The sequence below is a fragment of the Arthrobacter sp. 001422645 genome (assembly GCF_059816125.1).
The window spans coordinates 129,938-145,681 of the sequence record NZ_JCBANT010000008.1 but is presented as its reverse complement, the minus strand read 5'-3'; the positions used below and the strand labels follow the sequence as shown (position 1 = coordinate 145,681).

At 67.6% G+C, this 15,744-nt stretch carries 17 protein-coding genes; 9 read left to right on the top strand and 8 right to left on the bottom strand.

Translation table 11 applies throughout. The features are described from left to right. Nucleotides 1–43: 43 nt before the first annotated feature. The 3 genes from AC6EUH_RS10505 to AC6EUH_RS10495 form a co-directional block, all read right to left on the bottom strand. Nucleotides 44–2,014: a bifunctional sugar phosphate isomerase/epimerase/4-hydroxyphenylpyruvate dioxygenase family protein gene (locus tag AC6EUH_RS10505; RefSeq protein ID WP_499738575.1), complete on the bottom strand. Its 1,971-nt coding sequence runs from the start codon at nt 2,012–2,014 to the stop codon at nt 44–46. Then, entirely contained in the window at nt 2,014–2,895 is an 882-nt protein-coding gene (locus tag AC6EUH_RS10500) for a shikimate dehydrogenase (protein WP_499738574.1), read from the bottom strand. The genes AC6EUH_RS10505 and AC6EUH_RS10500 overlap by 1 nt, the downstream gene beginning before the upstream one ends. A 150-nt stretch (nt 2,896–3,045) precedes the next feature. Then, a complete protein-coding gene (locus tag AC6EUH_RS10495; RefSeq protein WP_499738596.1) occupies nt 3,046–3,786 on the bottom strand; it encodes an IclR family transcriptional regulator in 741 nt (246 codons plus the stop codon). A gap of 387 nt (nt 3,787–4,173) precedes the next feature. Here AC6EUH_RS10495 and AC6EUH_RS10490 point away from each other — a divergent pair, with 387 nt between their 5' ends. Next, nucleotides 4,174–5,493 (top strand): MFS transporter, encoded by a 1,320-nt coding sequence (locus AC6EUH_RS10490; protein WP_499738573.1) that lies wholly within the window; start codon nt 4,174–4,176, stop codon nt 5,491–5,493. 167 nt (nt 5,494–5,660) lie between these two features. Here AC6EUH_RS10490 and AC6EUH_RS10485 read toward each other — a convergent pair whose 3' ends face one another. Continuing rightward, the gene (locus AC6EUH_RS10485; protein ID WP_499738572.1) at nt 5,661–6,737 is read right to left on the bottom strand and encodes an ATP-dependent DNA ligase; all 1,077 of its coding nucleotides are present in this window, start codon (nt 6,735–6,737) and stop codon (nt 5,661–5,663) included. Nucleotides 6,738–6,831: 94 nt separating this feature from the next. Between AC6EUH_RS10485 and AC6EUH_RS10480 the strand changes: the two genes are divergently transcribed. From AC6EUH_RS10480 to AC6EUH_RS10470, 3 genes are all read left to right on the top strand, one after another. Next, a complete protein-coding gene (locus AC6EUH_RS10480; RefSeq protein WP_499738571.1) occupies nt 6,832–7,827 on the top strand; it encodes a TIGR03885 family FMN-dependent LLM class oxidoreductase in 996 nt (331 codons plus the stop codon). Next, nucleotides 7,824–9,518: an alpha-amylase family protein gene (locus AC6EUH_RS10475; protein WP_056428914.1), complete on the top strand. Its 1,695-nt coding sequence runs from the start codon at nt 7,824–7,826 to the stop codon at nt 9,516–9,518. The genes AC6EUH_RS10480 and AC6EUH_RS10475 overlap by 4 nt, the downstream gene beginning before the upstream one ends. Before the next feature lie 183 nt (nt 9,519–9,701). Continuing rightward, nucleotides 9,702–9,938: a hypothetical protein gene (locus AC6EUH_RS10470; RefSeq protein WP_056428911.1), complete on the top strand. Its 237-nt coding sequence runs from the start codon at nt 9,702–9,704 to the stop codon at nt 9,936–9,938. 5 nt (nt 9,939–9,943) lie between these two features. On the opposite strand, the gene AC6EUH_RS10465 is transcribed toward AC6EUH_RS10470, so the two are convergent. The 4 genes from AC6EUH_RS10465 to AC6EUH_RS10450 all read right to left on the bottom strand — a co-directional run bounded on the left by AC6EUH_RS10465 (nt 9,944) and on the right by AC6EUH_RS10450 (nt 12,074). Beyond that, nucleotides 9,944–10,231: a MoaD/ThiS family protein gene (locus AC6EUH_RS10465; RefSeq protein WP_499738570.1), complete on the bottom strand. Its 288-nt coding sequence runs from the start codon at nt 10,229–10,231 to the stop codon at nt 9,944–9,946. A gap of 5 nt (nt 10,232–10,236) precedes the next feature. Then, a complete protein-coding gene (locus AC6EUH_RS10460) occupies nt 10,237–11,385 on the bottom strand; it encodes a WD40/YVTN/BNR-like repeat-containing protein (RefSeq protein ID WP_499738569.1) in 1,149 nt (382 codons plus the stop codon). A gap of 60 nt (nt 11,386–11,445) precedes the next feature. Beyond that, the gene (locus AC6EUH_RS10455) at nt 11,446–11,646 is read right to left on the bottom strand and encodes a hypothetical protein (protein WP_056429305.1); all 201 of its coding nucleotides are present in this window, start codon (nt 11,644–11,646) and stop codon (nt 11,446–11,448) included. Nucleotides 11,647–11,723: 77 nt separating this feature from the next. Continuing rightward, nucleotides 11,724–12,074: an ArsR/SmtB family transcription factor gene (locus tag AC6EUH_RS10450; protein ID WP_056428903.1), complete on the bottom strand. Its 351-nt coding sequence runs from the start codon at nt 12,072–12,074 to the stop codon at nt 11,724–11,726. Nucleotides 12,075–12,163: 89 nt separating this feature from the next. Here AC6EUH_RS10450 and AC6EUH_RS10445 point away from each other — a divergent pair, with 89 nt between their 5' ends. The 5 genes from AC6EUH_RS10445 (at nt 12,164) to AC6EUH_RS10425 (ending at nt 15,693) form a co-directional block, all read left to right on the top strand. Further along, nucleotides 12,164–13,543 (top strand): NAD(P)-binding domain-containing protein, encoded by a 1,380-nt coding sequence (locus AC6EUH_RS10445; RefSeq protein WP_499738568.1) that lies wholly within the window; start codon nt 12,164–12,166, stop codon nt 13,541–13,543. A gap of 188 nt (nt 13,544–13,731) precedes the next feature. Then, complete coding sequence (locus AC6EUH_RS10440; RefSeq protein ID WP_056428897.1) at nt 13,732–14,265, top strand: universal stress protein; 534 nt, start codon at nt 13,732–13,734, stop codon at nt 14,263–14,265. After that, on the top strand, nt 14,262–14,819 hold the full coding sequence (locus AC6EUH_RS10435) for a DinB family protein (protein ID WP_499738567.1): 558 nt from the start codon (nt 14,262–14,264) through the stop codon (nt 14,817–14,819). The genes AC6EUH_RS10440 and AC6EUH_RS10435 overlap by 4 nt, the downstream gene beginning before the upstream one ends. A 225-nt stretch (nt 14,820–15,044) precedes the next feature. Then, nucleotides 15,045–15,398 carry a metal-sensitive transcriptional regulator gene (locus AC6EUH_RS10430; RefSeq protein ID WP_056428895.1) on the top strand — a complete coding sequence of 118 codons (354 nt, stop codon included), beginning with the start codon at nt 15,045–15,047 and terminating at the stop codon, nt 15,396–15,398. Nucleotides 15,399–15,462: 64 nt separating this feature from the next. Then, nucleotides 15,463–15,693: a heavy-metal-associated domain-containing protein gene (locus AC6EUH_RS10425; protein ID WP_056428892.1), complete on the top strand. Its 231-nt coding sequence runs from the start codon at nt 15,463–15,465 to the stop codon at nt 15,691–15,693. Nucleotides 15,694–15,744 lie beyond the last annotated feature (51 nt).

Genomic DNA, 15,744 nt, shown 5'->3' with positions numbered 1-15,744 from the left:
GCCTCCTTTCGTGGGGTGTGGTGTTGTCGGTCAGGGAGTGTGGTCAGCGGGTGGGGTTTAGCTGGTGCAGGTGGTCGTACTGGACGGCGTGCCGCACCGGGGCGTTGGGCGCCCCGTAGCCGTCGTAGGCTCCGCGGCGCTCCACCATTTCGAAGAACACGCTGCCCACGGTGGCGGTGTAGAAGTGCAGGAACTCGCCGTCAGCGTCGCGGTCGTAGAGGAGGTTGAGCTCCCGGAGGGTCGCCAGGAAGGCGGGGTCCAGGCCGAACCGGGCGTCGAGGTCCTCGTAGTAGTTCGCCGGGATCTGGAGGAAGTCCAGGCCGCGTGTTTTGGCGGCGCGGGCCGTCGCGACGAGGTCATCCACCGCGAAGGCGATGTGTTCCTGGTAGGTGCGGCGTTGGCCGGTTGCCTCCGGGCGGGGGCCGGCAGTCCCGTCCGGGGCGGCGCCTTCGCGCTGGATCAGCGGGGCCAGGTTCAGCACGAGGCGGACGCCGCGGTCGCGGGTGAGCATCACCTGGGACCGGACCAGGCCGGTGGGGCTGGCGACTTCCGCGTACGGCTGCGGCTCCAGGGCCAGGGCGCTGGTGTAGAAGAGGACGGCCTCGTCGAAGTGCTGCCAGGGCTGGGCGAGGTTGACGTGGTCGATGACCGCATTCCGGGACGCTGCCGCGACGGCGGGGGCTTCGCGCCCCTCGCCGAATTCGCGGGTCCACACGGCGGTGCCGTCGGGGCTGCCCTGGCACAGGAAGATCTCGGTGGAGTCGGGGGCGGCGAAGCCCTGGAAAATTTCCTCGTCGGCCTGGCTTTTGCGGGGCACGGCCGGGGCCTTGAGCTGCTGGGCCCGGGCGGCGGCGACGACGGGGGAATCGACGTCGAAGCCCAGGGCGGAAATCGCGGGTGCGGTCGCCGCCCCGGAGGTGCGGGATTCCTGGGAGGAATCCTCGTTGATGATCACGCGGGCGTGGCCCATGGTCCACAACTGCACGTTCTTCGTCCGGTGGCGCCCGTTGAAATCGAATCCCAGCTGGCCCAGCAAGGTTTCCAGGCCGGTGGTGTCCGCGGCCCTGACTTCGGCGAAGTTGAAGCCGGCGGGCTCGGCCACCTGCGGGAGCGTGGCGAGCTCCATCGCGTACCGGCGGCGGCTTGTCGCGGCAGTTCCGGCACTGCCGGCACCGTTTCCGGCGGCCGGATGCGCGTCCAGCCACTTGGCGCTCTGCTCCTCCAGCCAGATCAGCGACCGCATCGCGTCCACAGCGGTCCGTTCGACGTCGGACTGGCGGAACACGTCGTTGAAGACCTCAAGGGACACCGGGCCGGTGTAGCCGGCCCGGACCACATGTCCCATGAACTTGGCGAGTTCGAACTGGCCTTCACCCGGGAACACCCGGTAGTGCCGGCTCCAGGACAGGACATCCATGGACAGCTTGGGAGCATCGGCCACCTGGACGAAGAAGATCTTCTCCGGGTCGAAGGATTCGATCGGGGCGGTGTCCGCGTCACGGGAGAGGATATGGAACGAGTCCAGGCACGTGCCCAGGTTGGGGTGATCCACCGCTGCGACGAGCCGGTGCGCGTGCTCGTAGTCGTTGACGTACTTCCCCCATGCCAGCGCCTCGTAGGCCACCTTGACGCCGTGGTCCCCGGCGAGTGCGGCGAGGGCGGCGAGCTGTTCGGCCCGGAGCCCGTCGTCGTCAATGCTGGCGGTGGCGACGTTGGAACAGACCAGGATGGTGTCCATGCCCAGGCGGGACATCAGCCGGAATTTCGCCTCCGCGCGGCGCAGGTTGGCGGCCAGCAGATCCCCGGGCACGCTGTCGAAGTCGCGGAACGGCTGGTACAGATCCAGGGTCAGGCCCAGGTCCGCGGCCATGGTGCGGACGTCCTCCGGGCTCAGCGGGGAGGTGACGAGGTCCTGTTCGAAAATTTCGATGCCGTCGAAGCCCGCGCTGGCGCAGGCCTGCATCTTTTCCCGCAGCGTGCCGGAGAGGCAGACTGTGGCGATTCCAGTGCGCATCAGGCGGCCACCTCTTCGGCGGCGACGAGTTCCAGGAAGTGCGCGCGCATCCGGTCCGCGTCAGCCTCCCGGCCGGTGAAGATCCGGAAGGCGTCTGCCGCCTGACCCACGGCCATCCGGCCGCCGTCGAGGACCTCGCAGCCTTTGGCGCGGGCTTCACGGACCAGTTCGGTTTCGATCGGCCGGTACACAATGTCCGCCACCCAGTGCCGGGGTGTCACGAGGGACATGTCCAGCGGAACGCCGGGGTGGGCGGCCATGCCCACCGGTGTGCAGTGCACCAGACCGTCGGCCAGCGGCATCAGGTGCGGAAGTTCCGCCGTCGTCCGCGCGGTGACCAGCTGGTCCGGGAAGAAGCCCGCAAGTTCAGCGGCACGGGCCGCGCAGCGGGCGGGATCGGTGTCCACCAGGTCAAGTTCCCGGACCCCTGCGGTGAGCAGGGCGTAGGCGACGGCGGAGCCGGCACCCCCGGCCCCCAGCTGCACCACGCGGTTCAGCCTGGCTCCCGGCAGCCCGGAGGCGAGGGCGGCGGCGAATCCGGAGAAGTCGGTGTTGTGGCCGATGAAACGGCCGTCCCGGATGGTCACCGTGTTGACTGCGCCGAGGCGCCGGGCGTCGGGGGTGACCTCGTCCAGGTGCTCCAATACCAGTTGTTTGCACGGATGGGTGATGTTCAGGCCGTTGAAGCCCAGGCGGTAGGCGCCGGTCAGGAGCTCGCCGATACTCTGGCCGGGAAGCCCCAGTTCGGTGAGGTCGACGGGGCGGTAGAGGTACCGGAGGCCCTGCACATCGCCTTCGCGTTCGTGCATGGGGGGCGTGAGGGACGGCATCACGCCATCGCCTATCAGGCCCACGAGGAAGGACTCTGCTCGGTTACTCATCCGTATAGCTCCTTTGACAACGGCACTCGGCGGGCGGTGACGCACGAGGCGACGTCCGCGGGCCGGGTGTTGGAAATTACAGTACCGGAAATGTTCGCATGTTGCACTGTTGTTCTACTACCGAACAAACCGGGAAATTTCATGGCCGCCTCACTGCTGCGGCAGCCGGGCGGCCAGCTCGGCCGCAGCCGACTGGAGCAGCGGAACCAGGGCCACGAGGGCCTCGACACTCATCCTGAAGACCGGGACTGCCGTGGCGAGGGAGGCGAAGGCGGCGCCCTGGGCGTTGAGCACCGGAACGGCGACAGCACGCATGCCCAATTCGTTCTCCTGGTCCATGACTGCGAAGCCGCGCTGGCGGACCAGTTCGATCTCCGCCCGGAATGCCTCCCGGTCCGTGATGGAAAATTCGGTCAGCGGCTCCAGCTCAAGCTCGTCGACCAGCCGGCTGCGGGTGGCGTCGTCGGCGAAGGCCACGAGCGCTTTGCCGACCGAGGTGGTGTGCAGTGCGCCCAGGTGTCCCGGATCGCTCGTGACGCGGAAGGTCTGCGGTCCGTCCACCTTGTTGACTGTGAGGTGGTGGTTTCCGTCGCGCACGGAGAGGATAGTGGCTTCGCCCGTCTCGTCCGTGACGCGCCGCAGGATCGGCAGGGCCGTGCCGGCGAACCCGTGGTGGTTGGACACGCGCTGCCCCAGCTGGAAGACCCGCAGGCCCAAGTGGTAGCGGCGCCCGTCCGGCTCGTAGTCCACGAAGCCGTCCCGGGTCAGGGAACCCAGCAGGCGGTAGGTGGTGCTAAAGGGCAGTTCCGCCCTGCGGGACAACTCCGCGGCGCTGGCACCGCGGGGCTCATCGCCAAGCAGGACCAGCAGGCCCAAGGCCTTGCCGACCATGTCCGTCCGGGAGTCTTCCTTCGAATCCCGCTTCGCATCCCCCTTCGCATCCCCCTTCGCATCCCTCTTCGCATCCCTCCGGGGGGCCTTTGCACCCTTGCGGGCAGGGGCCGGAGGGGCAGCGGCAGCCTCGGGCACTTCTGTGTCTTGATTCACACTCATAGGTAAATGCTCTCACATGGTGAGAGCTATTTCTAGATGGTGATTATTTTTGTTGACAAGTGACCGCCCTCACAGTCATGATTGCTACATGGCACAAGTAGCTCCCACCATGTGGCTACTCGTCCCGGGTCTTTCCACGAACCTTCTGCTGCCGCACACTTAAGCCAGCGGCGGCCGAGACCTTCCTGATCCATCCGCGACAATGTCGTCACACAAAGGAACTCCATGAGCCAGACACTCCCGTCTACGACGCCGGGCACTGACGCACCGGCCGGGACGCCGAAGAAGGCAGCCCTCGCCAGTTTCCTGGGCAGCGCCGTCGAGTACTACGACTTCTTCATCTTCGGATCAGCCGCCGCACTGATCTTCCCCACGGTCTTCTTCCCCGACGCCGGCGCCAATGCGGCGATCATGTCCTTCGCGACCTTCGGATTCGCCTACGTCGCCCGGCCGATCGGCGCCGTTATCCTGGGGCACTTCGGTGACCGGGTGGGCCGCCGCAAGGTCCTTATGTTCACACTCCTGCTGATGGGAGCCTCAACGTTCATGATCGGCTGCCTGCCGGACTTCAACACCATCGGCTGGTGGGCTCCGGCCCTGCTGGTGCTGGCGCGGCTCTGCCAGGGCCTTTCCGCGGCCGGCGAGCAGGCGGGCGCCTCGTCCATGACACTGGAACACGCCCCGGATAACCGTCGCGCCTTCTTCACCTCCTGGACCCTGACCGGCACCCAGGGCGGCCAGATCCTCGCGGCCCTCGTCTTCATCCCCGTCCTGGCCCTGCCGGACGAGATCAAGTACGGCATCGGCTGGCGCATCCCGTTCTGGCTCAGCGCCGTCGTGGTGATTGTTGCGTTCTTCATCCGCCGCACCCTGCACGAGCCGCCCGCGTTCGAGGAAGCCCAGAAGAACGCGCAGATCTCCAAGCTTCCCGTCGCAGACCTGCTCAAGCACCACTGGCGCGATGTCCTCCGCGTCGTCGCATGCGCCTTCATCGCCGCTGTCTCCACCGTGTTCGGCACGCTGGCCATCGCCTACGCCAAGAACGTCGCCGGCGTGGACGGCACCACCACCCTCTGGCTGGTCGTCGGCGCGAACTTCCTGGCCCTCGGCACCCAGCCGCTCTTCGGCATGCTCGCGGACCGGATCGGCCGCAAGCCGGTCTTCATCTACGGCGCCGTCGCCAGCGCCGTCCTGACGCCGGTGTTCCTGCTCAGCCTCGAGTCCGGCAGTGTCCCGCTGATGTTCCTGGCCGCCATCGGCTTCTTCTCCTTCGGCTACGCGGCCGCCAACTCTGTCTGGCCCGCGTTCTACGCCGAAATGTTCACCACCAAGGTCCGCTTCTCCGGCCTGGCCATCGGCACCCAGCTCGGCTTCCTGATGGCAGGCTTCGCCCCGGCGATCGTCGCCGCCATGGGAGGCACCAAGCCCGGCGGCTGGGTCCAGATCAGCATCTTCACCGCCGTCATCTGCCTGATCTCGGCCGTCTCGGCCCTGACCGCCAAGGAATCCTTCAAGATTCCCACCAAGAAGCTCGGCGTCAAGTAGCGCGCTCAGCGTTCCTGCCCGGTTGCTTCGGGCCGCACCCCCGGAAGCCCGGCGTGTTCCTCAGGACACGCCGGGTTTTTCCGTGTCCCCGGAGTGCGGTGCAAAAGCAACCGGGCGGGAGCGTCGGGAGCGTCTCCGCACACGGGGCGCCGACCAGATGCGCCGGATCAGTCCCCGCCGGTACCCAGCACCGCGGCCAGATCGAACTTGACCGGCTCCTCGAGCTGTTCGTAAGTGCACGAACGCGGGTCCCGGTCCGGGCGCCACCGCACAAACTGCGTCGTGTGGCGGAACCGCTCGCCTTCCATGTGGTCGTACTTCACCTCCACCACACGCTCCGGCCGGAGCGGGGTGAAGGAGAGGTCCTTGCTCCCGCTCCACCGGCTGCCCTCGGCGTTGCGCGGAGTACGGGTCCCGGCCTCTTGCCGGCCCCAGTCCCAGGGGTGGTCCTCGAAACTGGTCACCAGTGGCTGAAGTTCCTCGAAAAGTTCCTTGCGGCGCTGCAGCGGGAAGGCCCCCACTACGCCCACGCTGGCGAGTCTTCCGGCGTCGTCGTAAAGTCCCAGCAGCAGCGAACCGACCCGGTCCGGGCCGGACGTGTGCACCCGGTACCCGGCGAGAACGCAGTCGGCTGTGCGTGCATGCTTGATCTTGAACATGGAGCGCTTGTCCGGCAGGTATGGCCCGTCCAGCGGTTTGGCGACGATCCCGTCGAGCCCGGCCCCCTCGAACTGGTGGAACCATTCCCCGGCGGTTCCCCTGTCCCGGGTCGCGGCGGTGAGGTGGATCGGCGCCGCGCTCCCGGCGAGCACGCGTTCCAGGGCCCCGCGCCGCTCGGCGAAGGGACGGCCGGTGAGGTCCTCGTCGTCGAGCGCCAGCAGATCGAACGCGACAAAGCTCGCCGGCGTCTGCTCGGCCAGCAGCCGGACCCGGCTCGCGGCCGGGTGGATCCGCTGTTGCAGGGTGTCGAAGTCGAGCCGGTCACCGGAGGCCCCGACCATAATGATCTCGCCGTCGAGCACGCAGCGCGGCGGGAGGTTTGCCTTCAGCGCCTCGACCAGTTCGGGGAAGTAGCGGGTCAGGGGCTTGCCGTTGCGGCTGCCGATCTCCACGTCCCCGCCGTCGCGGAAGATGATGGACCGGAACCCGTCCCACTTCGGCTCGAACATCATCGCGCCCTCGGGCAGGGACGGCACAGACTTGGCAAGCATGGGCGCGACCGGGGGCATCAGGGGCAGTTGCATAGGCCCCATTGTGGTCCCGCCTGACGCCGCCCGCCAGAGGCCGGCCGGGCTGGATTTCCTCGACAACCCGCCGGGGCGACGGTAGACATGAACAATGGCTACCCTCGGTTTCCACGCTTCCCATGAACAGATCAGCCCCGGCCGGCTCCTCAAGGACGTGCAGCTGGCCGAGCAGGCGGGTTTCGACGCCGCCATGTGCTCCGACCACATCGAGCCCTGGTCCGCCCGGCAGGGGCATTCGGGCTTTGCCTGGTCCTGGCTGGGGGCAGCCCTGGCCACCACCAAGCTGCGCCTTGGTGTGGTCACGGCGCCCGGCCAGCGCTACCACCCGGCCATCATCGCGCACGCGTCGGCCACCCTGGCGGACATGTTCCCCGGCCGGTTCTGGCTGGCGCCGGGCAGCGGCGAGTACATGAACGAGCACGTCACCGGCGAGGTCTGGCCGGACAAGGCGACCCGGCAGCAGCGGCTCGAGGAAGCCGTCCAGATCATCCGCGAACTCCATGACGGCCAGGAAGTGACCCGGGACGGCCTGGTCACCGTCCATCAGGCCAGGATCTGGGATGTGCCGGAAATCAAGCCGCCGCTCATCGCCCCGGCCGTCAGCGTGGAAACCGCGCGGCGCGGGGCGGCCTGGGCGGACGGGCTCGTGACGGTCAACCAGCCGCACGCGAAATTGAGGGACATGCTCGCTGCCTACCGCGACGCCGGCGGCCGGGGCAAGGCCGTGCTGCAGGTGCACCTGTCGTGGGCGCCGACGGAACAGGAGGCCGTTGCGGTGGCCCTGGACCAGTGGCGCAGCAACGTCTTCGCCCCACCCATCCCCTGGGACCTCCCGACGGCGGCCCACTTCGACGGCGTCAGTGCCGACGTCGGCGAGGAACAGGTCCGCAAGGTGGTGAAAATCTCCGCGGACACCGGGCAGCACGCGCAGTGGCTCGCCGAATATCTCGAACTGGGCTTCGATGAGCTGTACCTGCACTTCGTCGGGCAGGAGCAGGCGCCGTTCATCCATACTTTCGCGGAACACGTGCTCCCGCAGCTTCGCGCGTCCGGGAGCCCGCGGCAGGACCGGGAGGTGCTGCTGTGAGAATCGCCAAGACCTCGGACCTGTGGTGGAAAAACGCCGTCATCTATTGCCTGGACCCGGAGACATTCTTCGACGGCGACGGCGACGGCACCGGCGATTTCGGCGGCCTGATCCAGCGTGTGGACTACCTCGCGGCCCTGGGCGTGACGTGCATCTGGCTCATGCCTTTCTACCCCACCCCGGACAAGGACGACGGCTACGACGTCACGGATCTGTACGGCGTGGACCGGCGGCTGGGCAATTTGGGCGACGTGGTGGAGTTCATCCGGACCGCGAAGGACCGGGGGATGCGCGTGATCGCAGACTTTGTCCTCAACCACACCTCGGACAAGCACCCCTGGTTCGTGGAGTCCCGCAAGTCGGTGGACAACCCGTTCCGCGATTACTACGTCTGGCGCAAGGACACGCCCCCGGACACCTCGGAGCAGGTGGTGTTCCCCGGCGAGGAGACATCCATCTGGACCCAGGACAAGGCCACCGGTGAGTGGTACCTGCACATGTTCGCCAAGCACCAGCCGGACCTCAATGTGGCAAATCCGAAGGTGCGGGACGAGATCGCCAAGTCTATGGGGTTCTGGCTGCAGCTGGGACTGGACGGCTTCCGCCTCGACGCGGTCCCGTTTTTCCTGGAGCTGCAGGGCACGTCCAAGGAAGGTTCGGCGCAGGTCGATCCGCACGACTACCTCAGCGCGCTCCGCAGCTTCCTCAACCGCCGCAACGGCAGCGGCCTGCTGCTGGGCGAGGTCAATGTGCCCTACAAGGAGCAGCTGAAGTACTTCGGCGGCGCGGCCGGGAACGAGCTGAACATGCAGTTCGACTTCCTGTCCATGCAGAACCTGTACTTGTCCCTCGCCCGGGAGGACGCCCGGCCACTGGCCAAGTCACTCAGCGCCCGCCCGAAGATCCATCCGGACAACCAGTGGGCCATGTTTGTCCGCAACCACGACGAACTGACCCTGGACAAGCTCAGCGACGCCGAGCGCGAGGAGGTTTTTGCCGTGTTCGGGCCGGACGAGGACATGCAGATGTACGGCCGCGGCCTGCGCCGCCGGCTGCCCACCATGCTCGACGGCGACCCCGCCCGGATCCGTATGGTGTACTCGCTGATGTTTGCGCTGCCCGGAACCCCGGTGCTCTTCTACGGCGAGGAAATCGGCATGGGAGAGGACCTCTCGGCGAAAGGCCGTTCGGCCGTGCGTTCCCCCATGCAATGGAATGACACCGAGAACGGCGGATTCTCGACCGCCGCCCCAAAGGACCTCGTGGCGCAGGTGGTGGACGGCTACTTCGGGCCGAAGACCGTCAACGCCGCAGCGGCGAAGCGTGACCCGGAGTCGCTGTGGAACTTCATGGCCACCCTGATCCAGCGCTACCGGGAAAGCCCCGAGCTGGGGTGGGGCGACTTCGAACTCATCAAACAGCCCGCCTCGAAGGTGCTTCTGCACCGGTGTTCCTGGGGCGGATCCACGGTGGTCCTGGCCCACAATTTCGGGGCGGAACCGGCCTCGGTGGCGGCGAATGTCGGCCCGGCCGGGGACCCGGAGTCCGGTTTCGAGGGCGCGTACCTGCGGGACCTTTTGGACGGCCAGGACATCGGCCTGGCGGACGACGGCGGATTCGAGCTGGAGCTGGGCCGGTACGGATACCGGTGGTTCCGGATCCAGCGCCCGGGCGAACGCCACATCCCCTGAGCCGCCGGGCCGCAAGGCACCGGGTCCCTTAAATCTCCCTGCCGGGCCCTGACGCCGGCAACTCCCCCGGCGTCGAACGCTTACGCACGTCTTACCGGGCCGAAACGCGGCGGCAACATTGGCGCAGGACACTGGAAGTGCCGGCAAGAGCAGGCACCACTCTCCAGTCCAGGAGGCCCCGCCATGTTGAAGGAAGCCAACGCCCATGTAACCCGTATCCGTGCCCTGGATCAGCTGCACCGCGGCGACGAGATCGAGGCGCGGCTGAAAGTCGGCCCGAACTACGACGACGTCGTGATCCGCCGCGGCAGCGTCCAGGAAACCGCGCCAGGAATCGGCGTCGTGTGGATCATGGACCGGCAGTCCGGCACGCGGAAAGCCATCAACACGGACGAGTGCAGCCTCTGGCGGGTCGCCTGAGGCTGCTAGCCGCCCGCGACGGACTGGATGATCAGGACCTCCCCGCCGGGGGAAACCTCGGTGGCCAGGCCCTGCAGGCGGCGGATCTCATTTCCGTTGACGTATATATTCACGTAGCGTCGGACCGCCCCGGTCTCATCCCGCAACCGCCTCGACAGCGCCGGGTACTCCCCGGTCACCTCGTCCAGCACCCCCTCCACCGTCACCGCCGCGTCGGCGGGCGCAGTCAGGAAGGACTGCCCGCCGGCCAGCGGCTGGAGCACACTGGGCAGCACCACACTAATTCCGGGCACGCGACTCAGGCGCCCGCCGCGGATGCGGACACCGCTGATCCGGACAAAGCGGCGCCGGATACGGCGGAGGCACGAACGCACAGCACGTCCGGCAGGTGCGAGGCCACCTCGGCGAAGTGCTCACCCTCGTCGGCGCTGGCGTAGACGCTGCCGCCGCGGGTGCCAAAGTACACGCCGGCCGGCTCTGCCGTGTCAACGCAGGCGGCGTCCCGAAGCACGGAATTGAATTCCTTTTCGGGCAGCCCGGCGTCCAGGCGCTTCCAGGTCGCCCCGGCGTCGTCGGTCCGGTGGACCGCGAGTCTGCCCTCCGGGGGAATCCGTTCGCCGTCGGCCTTGAGCGGGATCACCCAGGCGGTACCGGCCCGCCCGGGGTGCGTGAGCATCACGAAACCGAAGTCCGCCGGAAGGCCATCCGCGATGGATTCCCAGTTCTCGGCGTCGTCGTCACTGCGGTAGACGCCGTGGTGGTTCTGCGCGTAGAGCCGGCCGTCGACGGCGGAATCGGCCGCGATCTTGTGCACGCACTGGCCGAATTCCGGGTTGGGATCGGGCATAAAGTAGGCCGAGATTCCCTTGTTGCGCGGCTCCCAGGAGCTCCCGCCGTCAAGCGAACGGTAGACACCGCCGGTACTCATCGCGACGTGGACCTTCTCTCCGGTGTGGTCGACGACGATCGAGTGCGCCGCGGCGCCGCCGTAACCGGCACCCCATTCGCCGCGGTGGGGGTGGTCCCAGAGCCCGCGGTTGAGCTCGAAGTGTTCACCGCCGTCGGTGGACTTCCAGACCGAGATCGGCTCGCAGCCGGCCCAGACGACGCCGGGACGGGACTCGGCGTCGGGATGGATCTGCCAGACCCGCTCCAGGGCCGCGTCGGTGCCCTCAGGGAAGCGGATGGCGCCCTGTTCGGGCTCGTTCCACGTTTCGCCCAGGTCATCGGAGTGGAAAACGGTGGGTCCCCAGTGCTCGGAGCGGACTCCGACAAGGATCCGGGTCCGGCCGTCTCGGGTGTCAATGCCGATGCTGGGGACTTCGCTCATCAGGAAATGCGGGCCGGAGAGGGACCAGTCTTTGCGGTCCGGGCTCGTCGCCAGCCAGAGACCTTTTTTGGTGCCGATCGCCAGGACATAACTTTCTGCGGTAGCCATGCCCCCCATGCAACCACCCTGCGAAGATGGCCGCAATGGTTTTTCGGCGCCGGAATGGGTCCGTTTTTGTCAGTCTACGAATTCGGACTGCGTCTCGATGAAGTCCCAGTCGGCGTCGGTCAGGACCCCGGAAACGTCATCCGGGTGGGGTCCGCCGGCTTCTGCAATCCCCTGCAGCACGGGCAACGGCAACTCTGCGGCGCGCAGGTTTTCCCGCAGCCACTCCTTGCTCGCCAGATCCAGATCCAGCCACCACATGAAGATTTCCACGGCGGTCACCCTTTCCTCAGTTCTTAAACCGTAGGCCCCGCATCGGAGGTGTTCAAGAGCCGCGCGACTCTGGCGGCCTACAGGTCAGAGAGCACGCCCGCGGTCCGCTCGAGCGCGCCGGGAACCAGGGAGTAGTAAGCCCAGGTGCCCCGCTTTTCGCGGCGCAGCAGGCCGGCGTCGACGAGGATCTTGAGGTGGTGGGAAACCGTCGGCTGACCGAGGTCCAGCGGCTCGGTGAGGTCGCAGACGCAGGCCTCTCCGCCGTCGGACGCCTTGACGATGGACAGCAGCCGCAAGCGGTTTGGATCGGCAAGGGCCTTGAAGAGCTGGGCCTTGCCCTGCGCCTCCTCGGCACCCAGCACGGGCAACCCGGACGAGGTGCAGCACGCATCGGCCGCCGCTGGCTCAACAATCTGGAGTGCTGTCATACATCCATTATGCACTCATATTGACAGGCGTCGATATAGCGGGAGATACTCGGCATATCGACAACTATCAATATTTGGAAGGGGACAAAATGGCTGTGAGCACGAATCTTCCCGTCGCCGTCATCGGAGCAGGCCCGATCGGCCTCGCCGCGGCGGCCCACCTCCTGGAGCGCGGCATCGAGCCGCTGATCTTTGAGGCCGGCCCGGCGGCGGGCGCCGCGATCGAACAGTGGCGCCACATCCGCCTCTTCTCGCCCTGGCGGTTCAACGTCGACGCTGCTGCCACCAGGCTCCTGGCCGCGTCCGGCTGGGAGGCACCGCGCCCCACGGCGTTGCCCTTCGGCGGCGATCTCGTTGATTCCTACCTGGCGCCCCTCGCCGCGCTGCCGGCCATCGCCACCCGGTTGCACACCGGTGCCCGCGTCGTGGAGGTGACGCGGCTCGGGATGGACAAGACCCACAGCCGCGGCCGCGACACAACGCCGTTCCTGCTCAGGGTCGAACACGCGGCAGGCGAAGTCCACGAGCACCGGGCCGCGGGCGTCATTGATGCCTCCGGCACCTGGGACACCCGCAATCCGCTCGGCACCTCCGGGCTGCCGGCCGCGGGTGAAGCGGCCGCCGCGGAGCGGATTTCCGGCGCGCTCCCGGATGTCCTGGGCCGCGAGCGTGCCCGGTTCGCCGGACAACGGGTCCTGGTGGTCGGCGCGGGACACTCCGCGGCCAACACGCTGATCAACCTTGCAGACCTGGCGACGCAGGAGGCGGACACGAAAATCCTCTGGGCCGTGCGGGGCGCCTCCCCCGAGAAAGTCTACGGCGGCGGCGACGCCGACGGCCTCCCCGCGCGCGGGCAGCTGGGCAGCCGGCTCCGCCGCCTGGTCGAGGCCGGCACCGTGGAGCTGCACACCGGATTCGGGATCACCGCCCTCACAGCGTCGTCCGCGGGCGTCACTGTCAGCTCCGCCGACGGCAGCACCCTCGAGGCCGACGTCGTTGTGCCCTGCACCGGCTTCCGCCCGGACCTGGACATCCTGCGGGAACTCCGGCTGGAACTGGATCCGGCCGTCGAGGCCCCGCGTGAACTTGGCCCGCTGATCGACCCGGAGTTCCACTCCTGCGGCACCGTTGCGCCGCACGGCGCCAGGTTGCTGGCCCACCCGGACAAGGATTTCTACATCGTGGGGATGAAATCCTACGGCCGGGCGCCCACCTTCCTGCTGGCCACCGGCTACGAGCAGGTACGCTCCGTCGCGGCCGCCCTGGCCGGAGACCGCGAGGCCGCGGACACCGTCCTGCTGGAACTTCCGGAGACCGGCGTCTGCTCCTCCGATGCCGGCACCAGCTGCGACATCCCGGCTGTTTCCGCCGATCCTGTCTTGGAGACGGCGGGAGGCTGCTGCGGCACGCCCGAGCCCGTGCTGATGGGGTTCCCCACCGGGCTGGCCCACGGCCGCTCCGCGGGCTGAGCTTGGCCGCCCCCGGGACGCCGCGGCGGCCTGCCGCCGCCGGGATCGCCGGAGCTGTGTCCCGCGTCGGAGCGACGTCCCTCGACCGGCCGTCGGGGGCGCACAGGGCCGATTCCGCTTCACTGGCGCGCGGCAAGACCGGGAAGTAAGGCCCTGTTCCTGGCGCAGGACGGGATCCACAATTGAGTATGTCCGCCGAACGCCCGAGTGGTCCGCCGCCCCTTGTGGTCGGCGTGCTCCCGGGACAGAGCCCCGAAGTGCTGCAGACTGCCGCTTCGTTGGCCTCGAAACTCTCCGTCCAGCTGATCTGCGCCCACGTGGATGAGGCAAGTTATCTCGTGGAGTGGGATCCCGCGCGGTCCGCCCACCGGCTCTCACTGCACCCTGAGACGGACAGCGCCGAAATCCGGGCAGTGACACAGGAGTTGCGGAACGGCATCGGCTTAGCCTGCGATGCCCTTGGGGTCCAGTGGACCCTACGGACTTTGGCCGGGGATCCGGCCCGGGCGCTGGGCAGGCTGGCGGCCGAAGTCGGCGCCGCGATGATCATCGTGGGCACACCCGAACCCGGCCTGGGTCACCGGATCTCCGCTGCCCTCAACGGTTCGGTGGCCGCGTGGCTCAGCCACCATCAGGACCATCCAATCCTCATCGTTCCGATCAGGGCCGCGATCCACCACCGGACCAAGCGGGCGCCTGACATGACGCCCGACCCAGCGTGACCGACCCGCTGGACCGCGAGGCCGTTGCTGACGCCTACCGGCGCAACTGCATGGACGTGGAGACCACCCTGGCGCTCATGTCGCCCGAAGAGCTCCACCGCCGCAGCGCGGGCACCCGATGGACCAACGAGGAGCTGCTCTACCACATGGTGTTCGGCTACATCGTGGTGCTGGCACTGCTTCCGCTGGTGCGGATCTTCGGACGGCTGCCTGATTCCGTCAACCGGGGTTTCGCCGGGCTGCTGAATGCCGGGACCGTACCGTTCGACATCATCAACTACTGGGGATCCAAGGGAGGCGCACGAATCTTCAACCGCCGGCGGATGGCCGCCAAGTTGCGCCGGGTGACCTCGGCGCTGGAACGGCGCCTGCGGCGGGAAACGGAGGCCGGACTGGCATGCCGGATGCACTTCCCGACCCGCTGGGACCCGTTCTTCAAGGAGAGCATGACCCTCGCGGACGTCTACACGTACCCGGTGGCGCACTTCGACTTCCATGCGACCCAGCTGTCCTGGAACGTCGGGCCGGAGGCGCCGCAGGCCGCCCGAAAATAAAGCGAAAGTACTTATTCGGGGTGCTTCCTTTCCCTGCCTACCGCCAAGTAAGCTTTAATCCGTAGGCGCGAACGATGGGGCGCCTGCCCAAAGACTGCTCCGGAGTGCGTATCCCCCAATAACGCACTCCGGAGCTTTTTTGTGTCCCGGCGTCCCCGCCGCACCGGACGCCAATACCCCCATGGGGTACTTGCTACATACCCCCTCGGGGTATATGTTGTCCTTATGAACGAACCCGTTGCCCCAGTCCCCGCCATGGACGGTGCCGATGCCGCACCGCATCAGCAGCACGGCTACTCCGCCAACAAGGAGGCGTACCTCCTGCGGCTGAAACGGATCGAGGGCCAGGTGCGCGGCATCGCCCGGATGGTCGATGAGGACAAGTACTGCATCGACATCCTCACCCAGGTCGCAGCTGTCACCAAGGCCCTGCACGCCGTCAGCCTCGGCCTGGTGGAGGAGCACATCGGCCACTGCGTTGTCGGGGCCGCGGCCGAACCGGACGCGGCGCTTCGGGCTGAGGCCATCGACTTCAAGGTCAAGGAGGCCACCGATGCCATCGGGCGCCTGCTGCGGTAGCGGCAACACCACTCACCACACCATCGGGCTGATGAACCAGCCGTCCACTCACCAGGAGCCAGCCATGAGCACCGTTTCCACCACCGTCAACGTTTCCGGCATGACCTGCGGCCACTGTGTGTCCTCCGTCAGCGAGGAGCTCGAAGCCCTCGCCGGGGTCGAGAAGGTCGACGTCGACCTCAACTCCGGCGGCATTTCCACCGTCACCATTATCTCGGCCGGAGCCCTGTCCACCTCCGAGATCGGCGAAGCCGTTGCCGAAGCAGGCTATCTGGTGGTGGCCAACGAGGCCTGATCACCCGCCGCACGTCCACGCAACACCACAACAGACAGGGAAACACGGTGA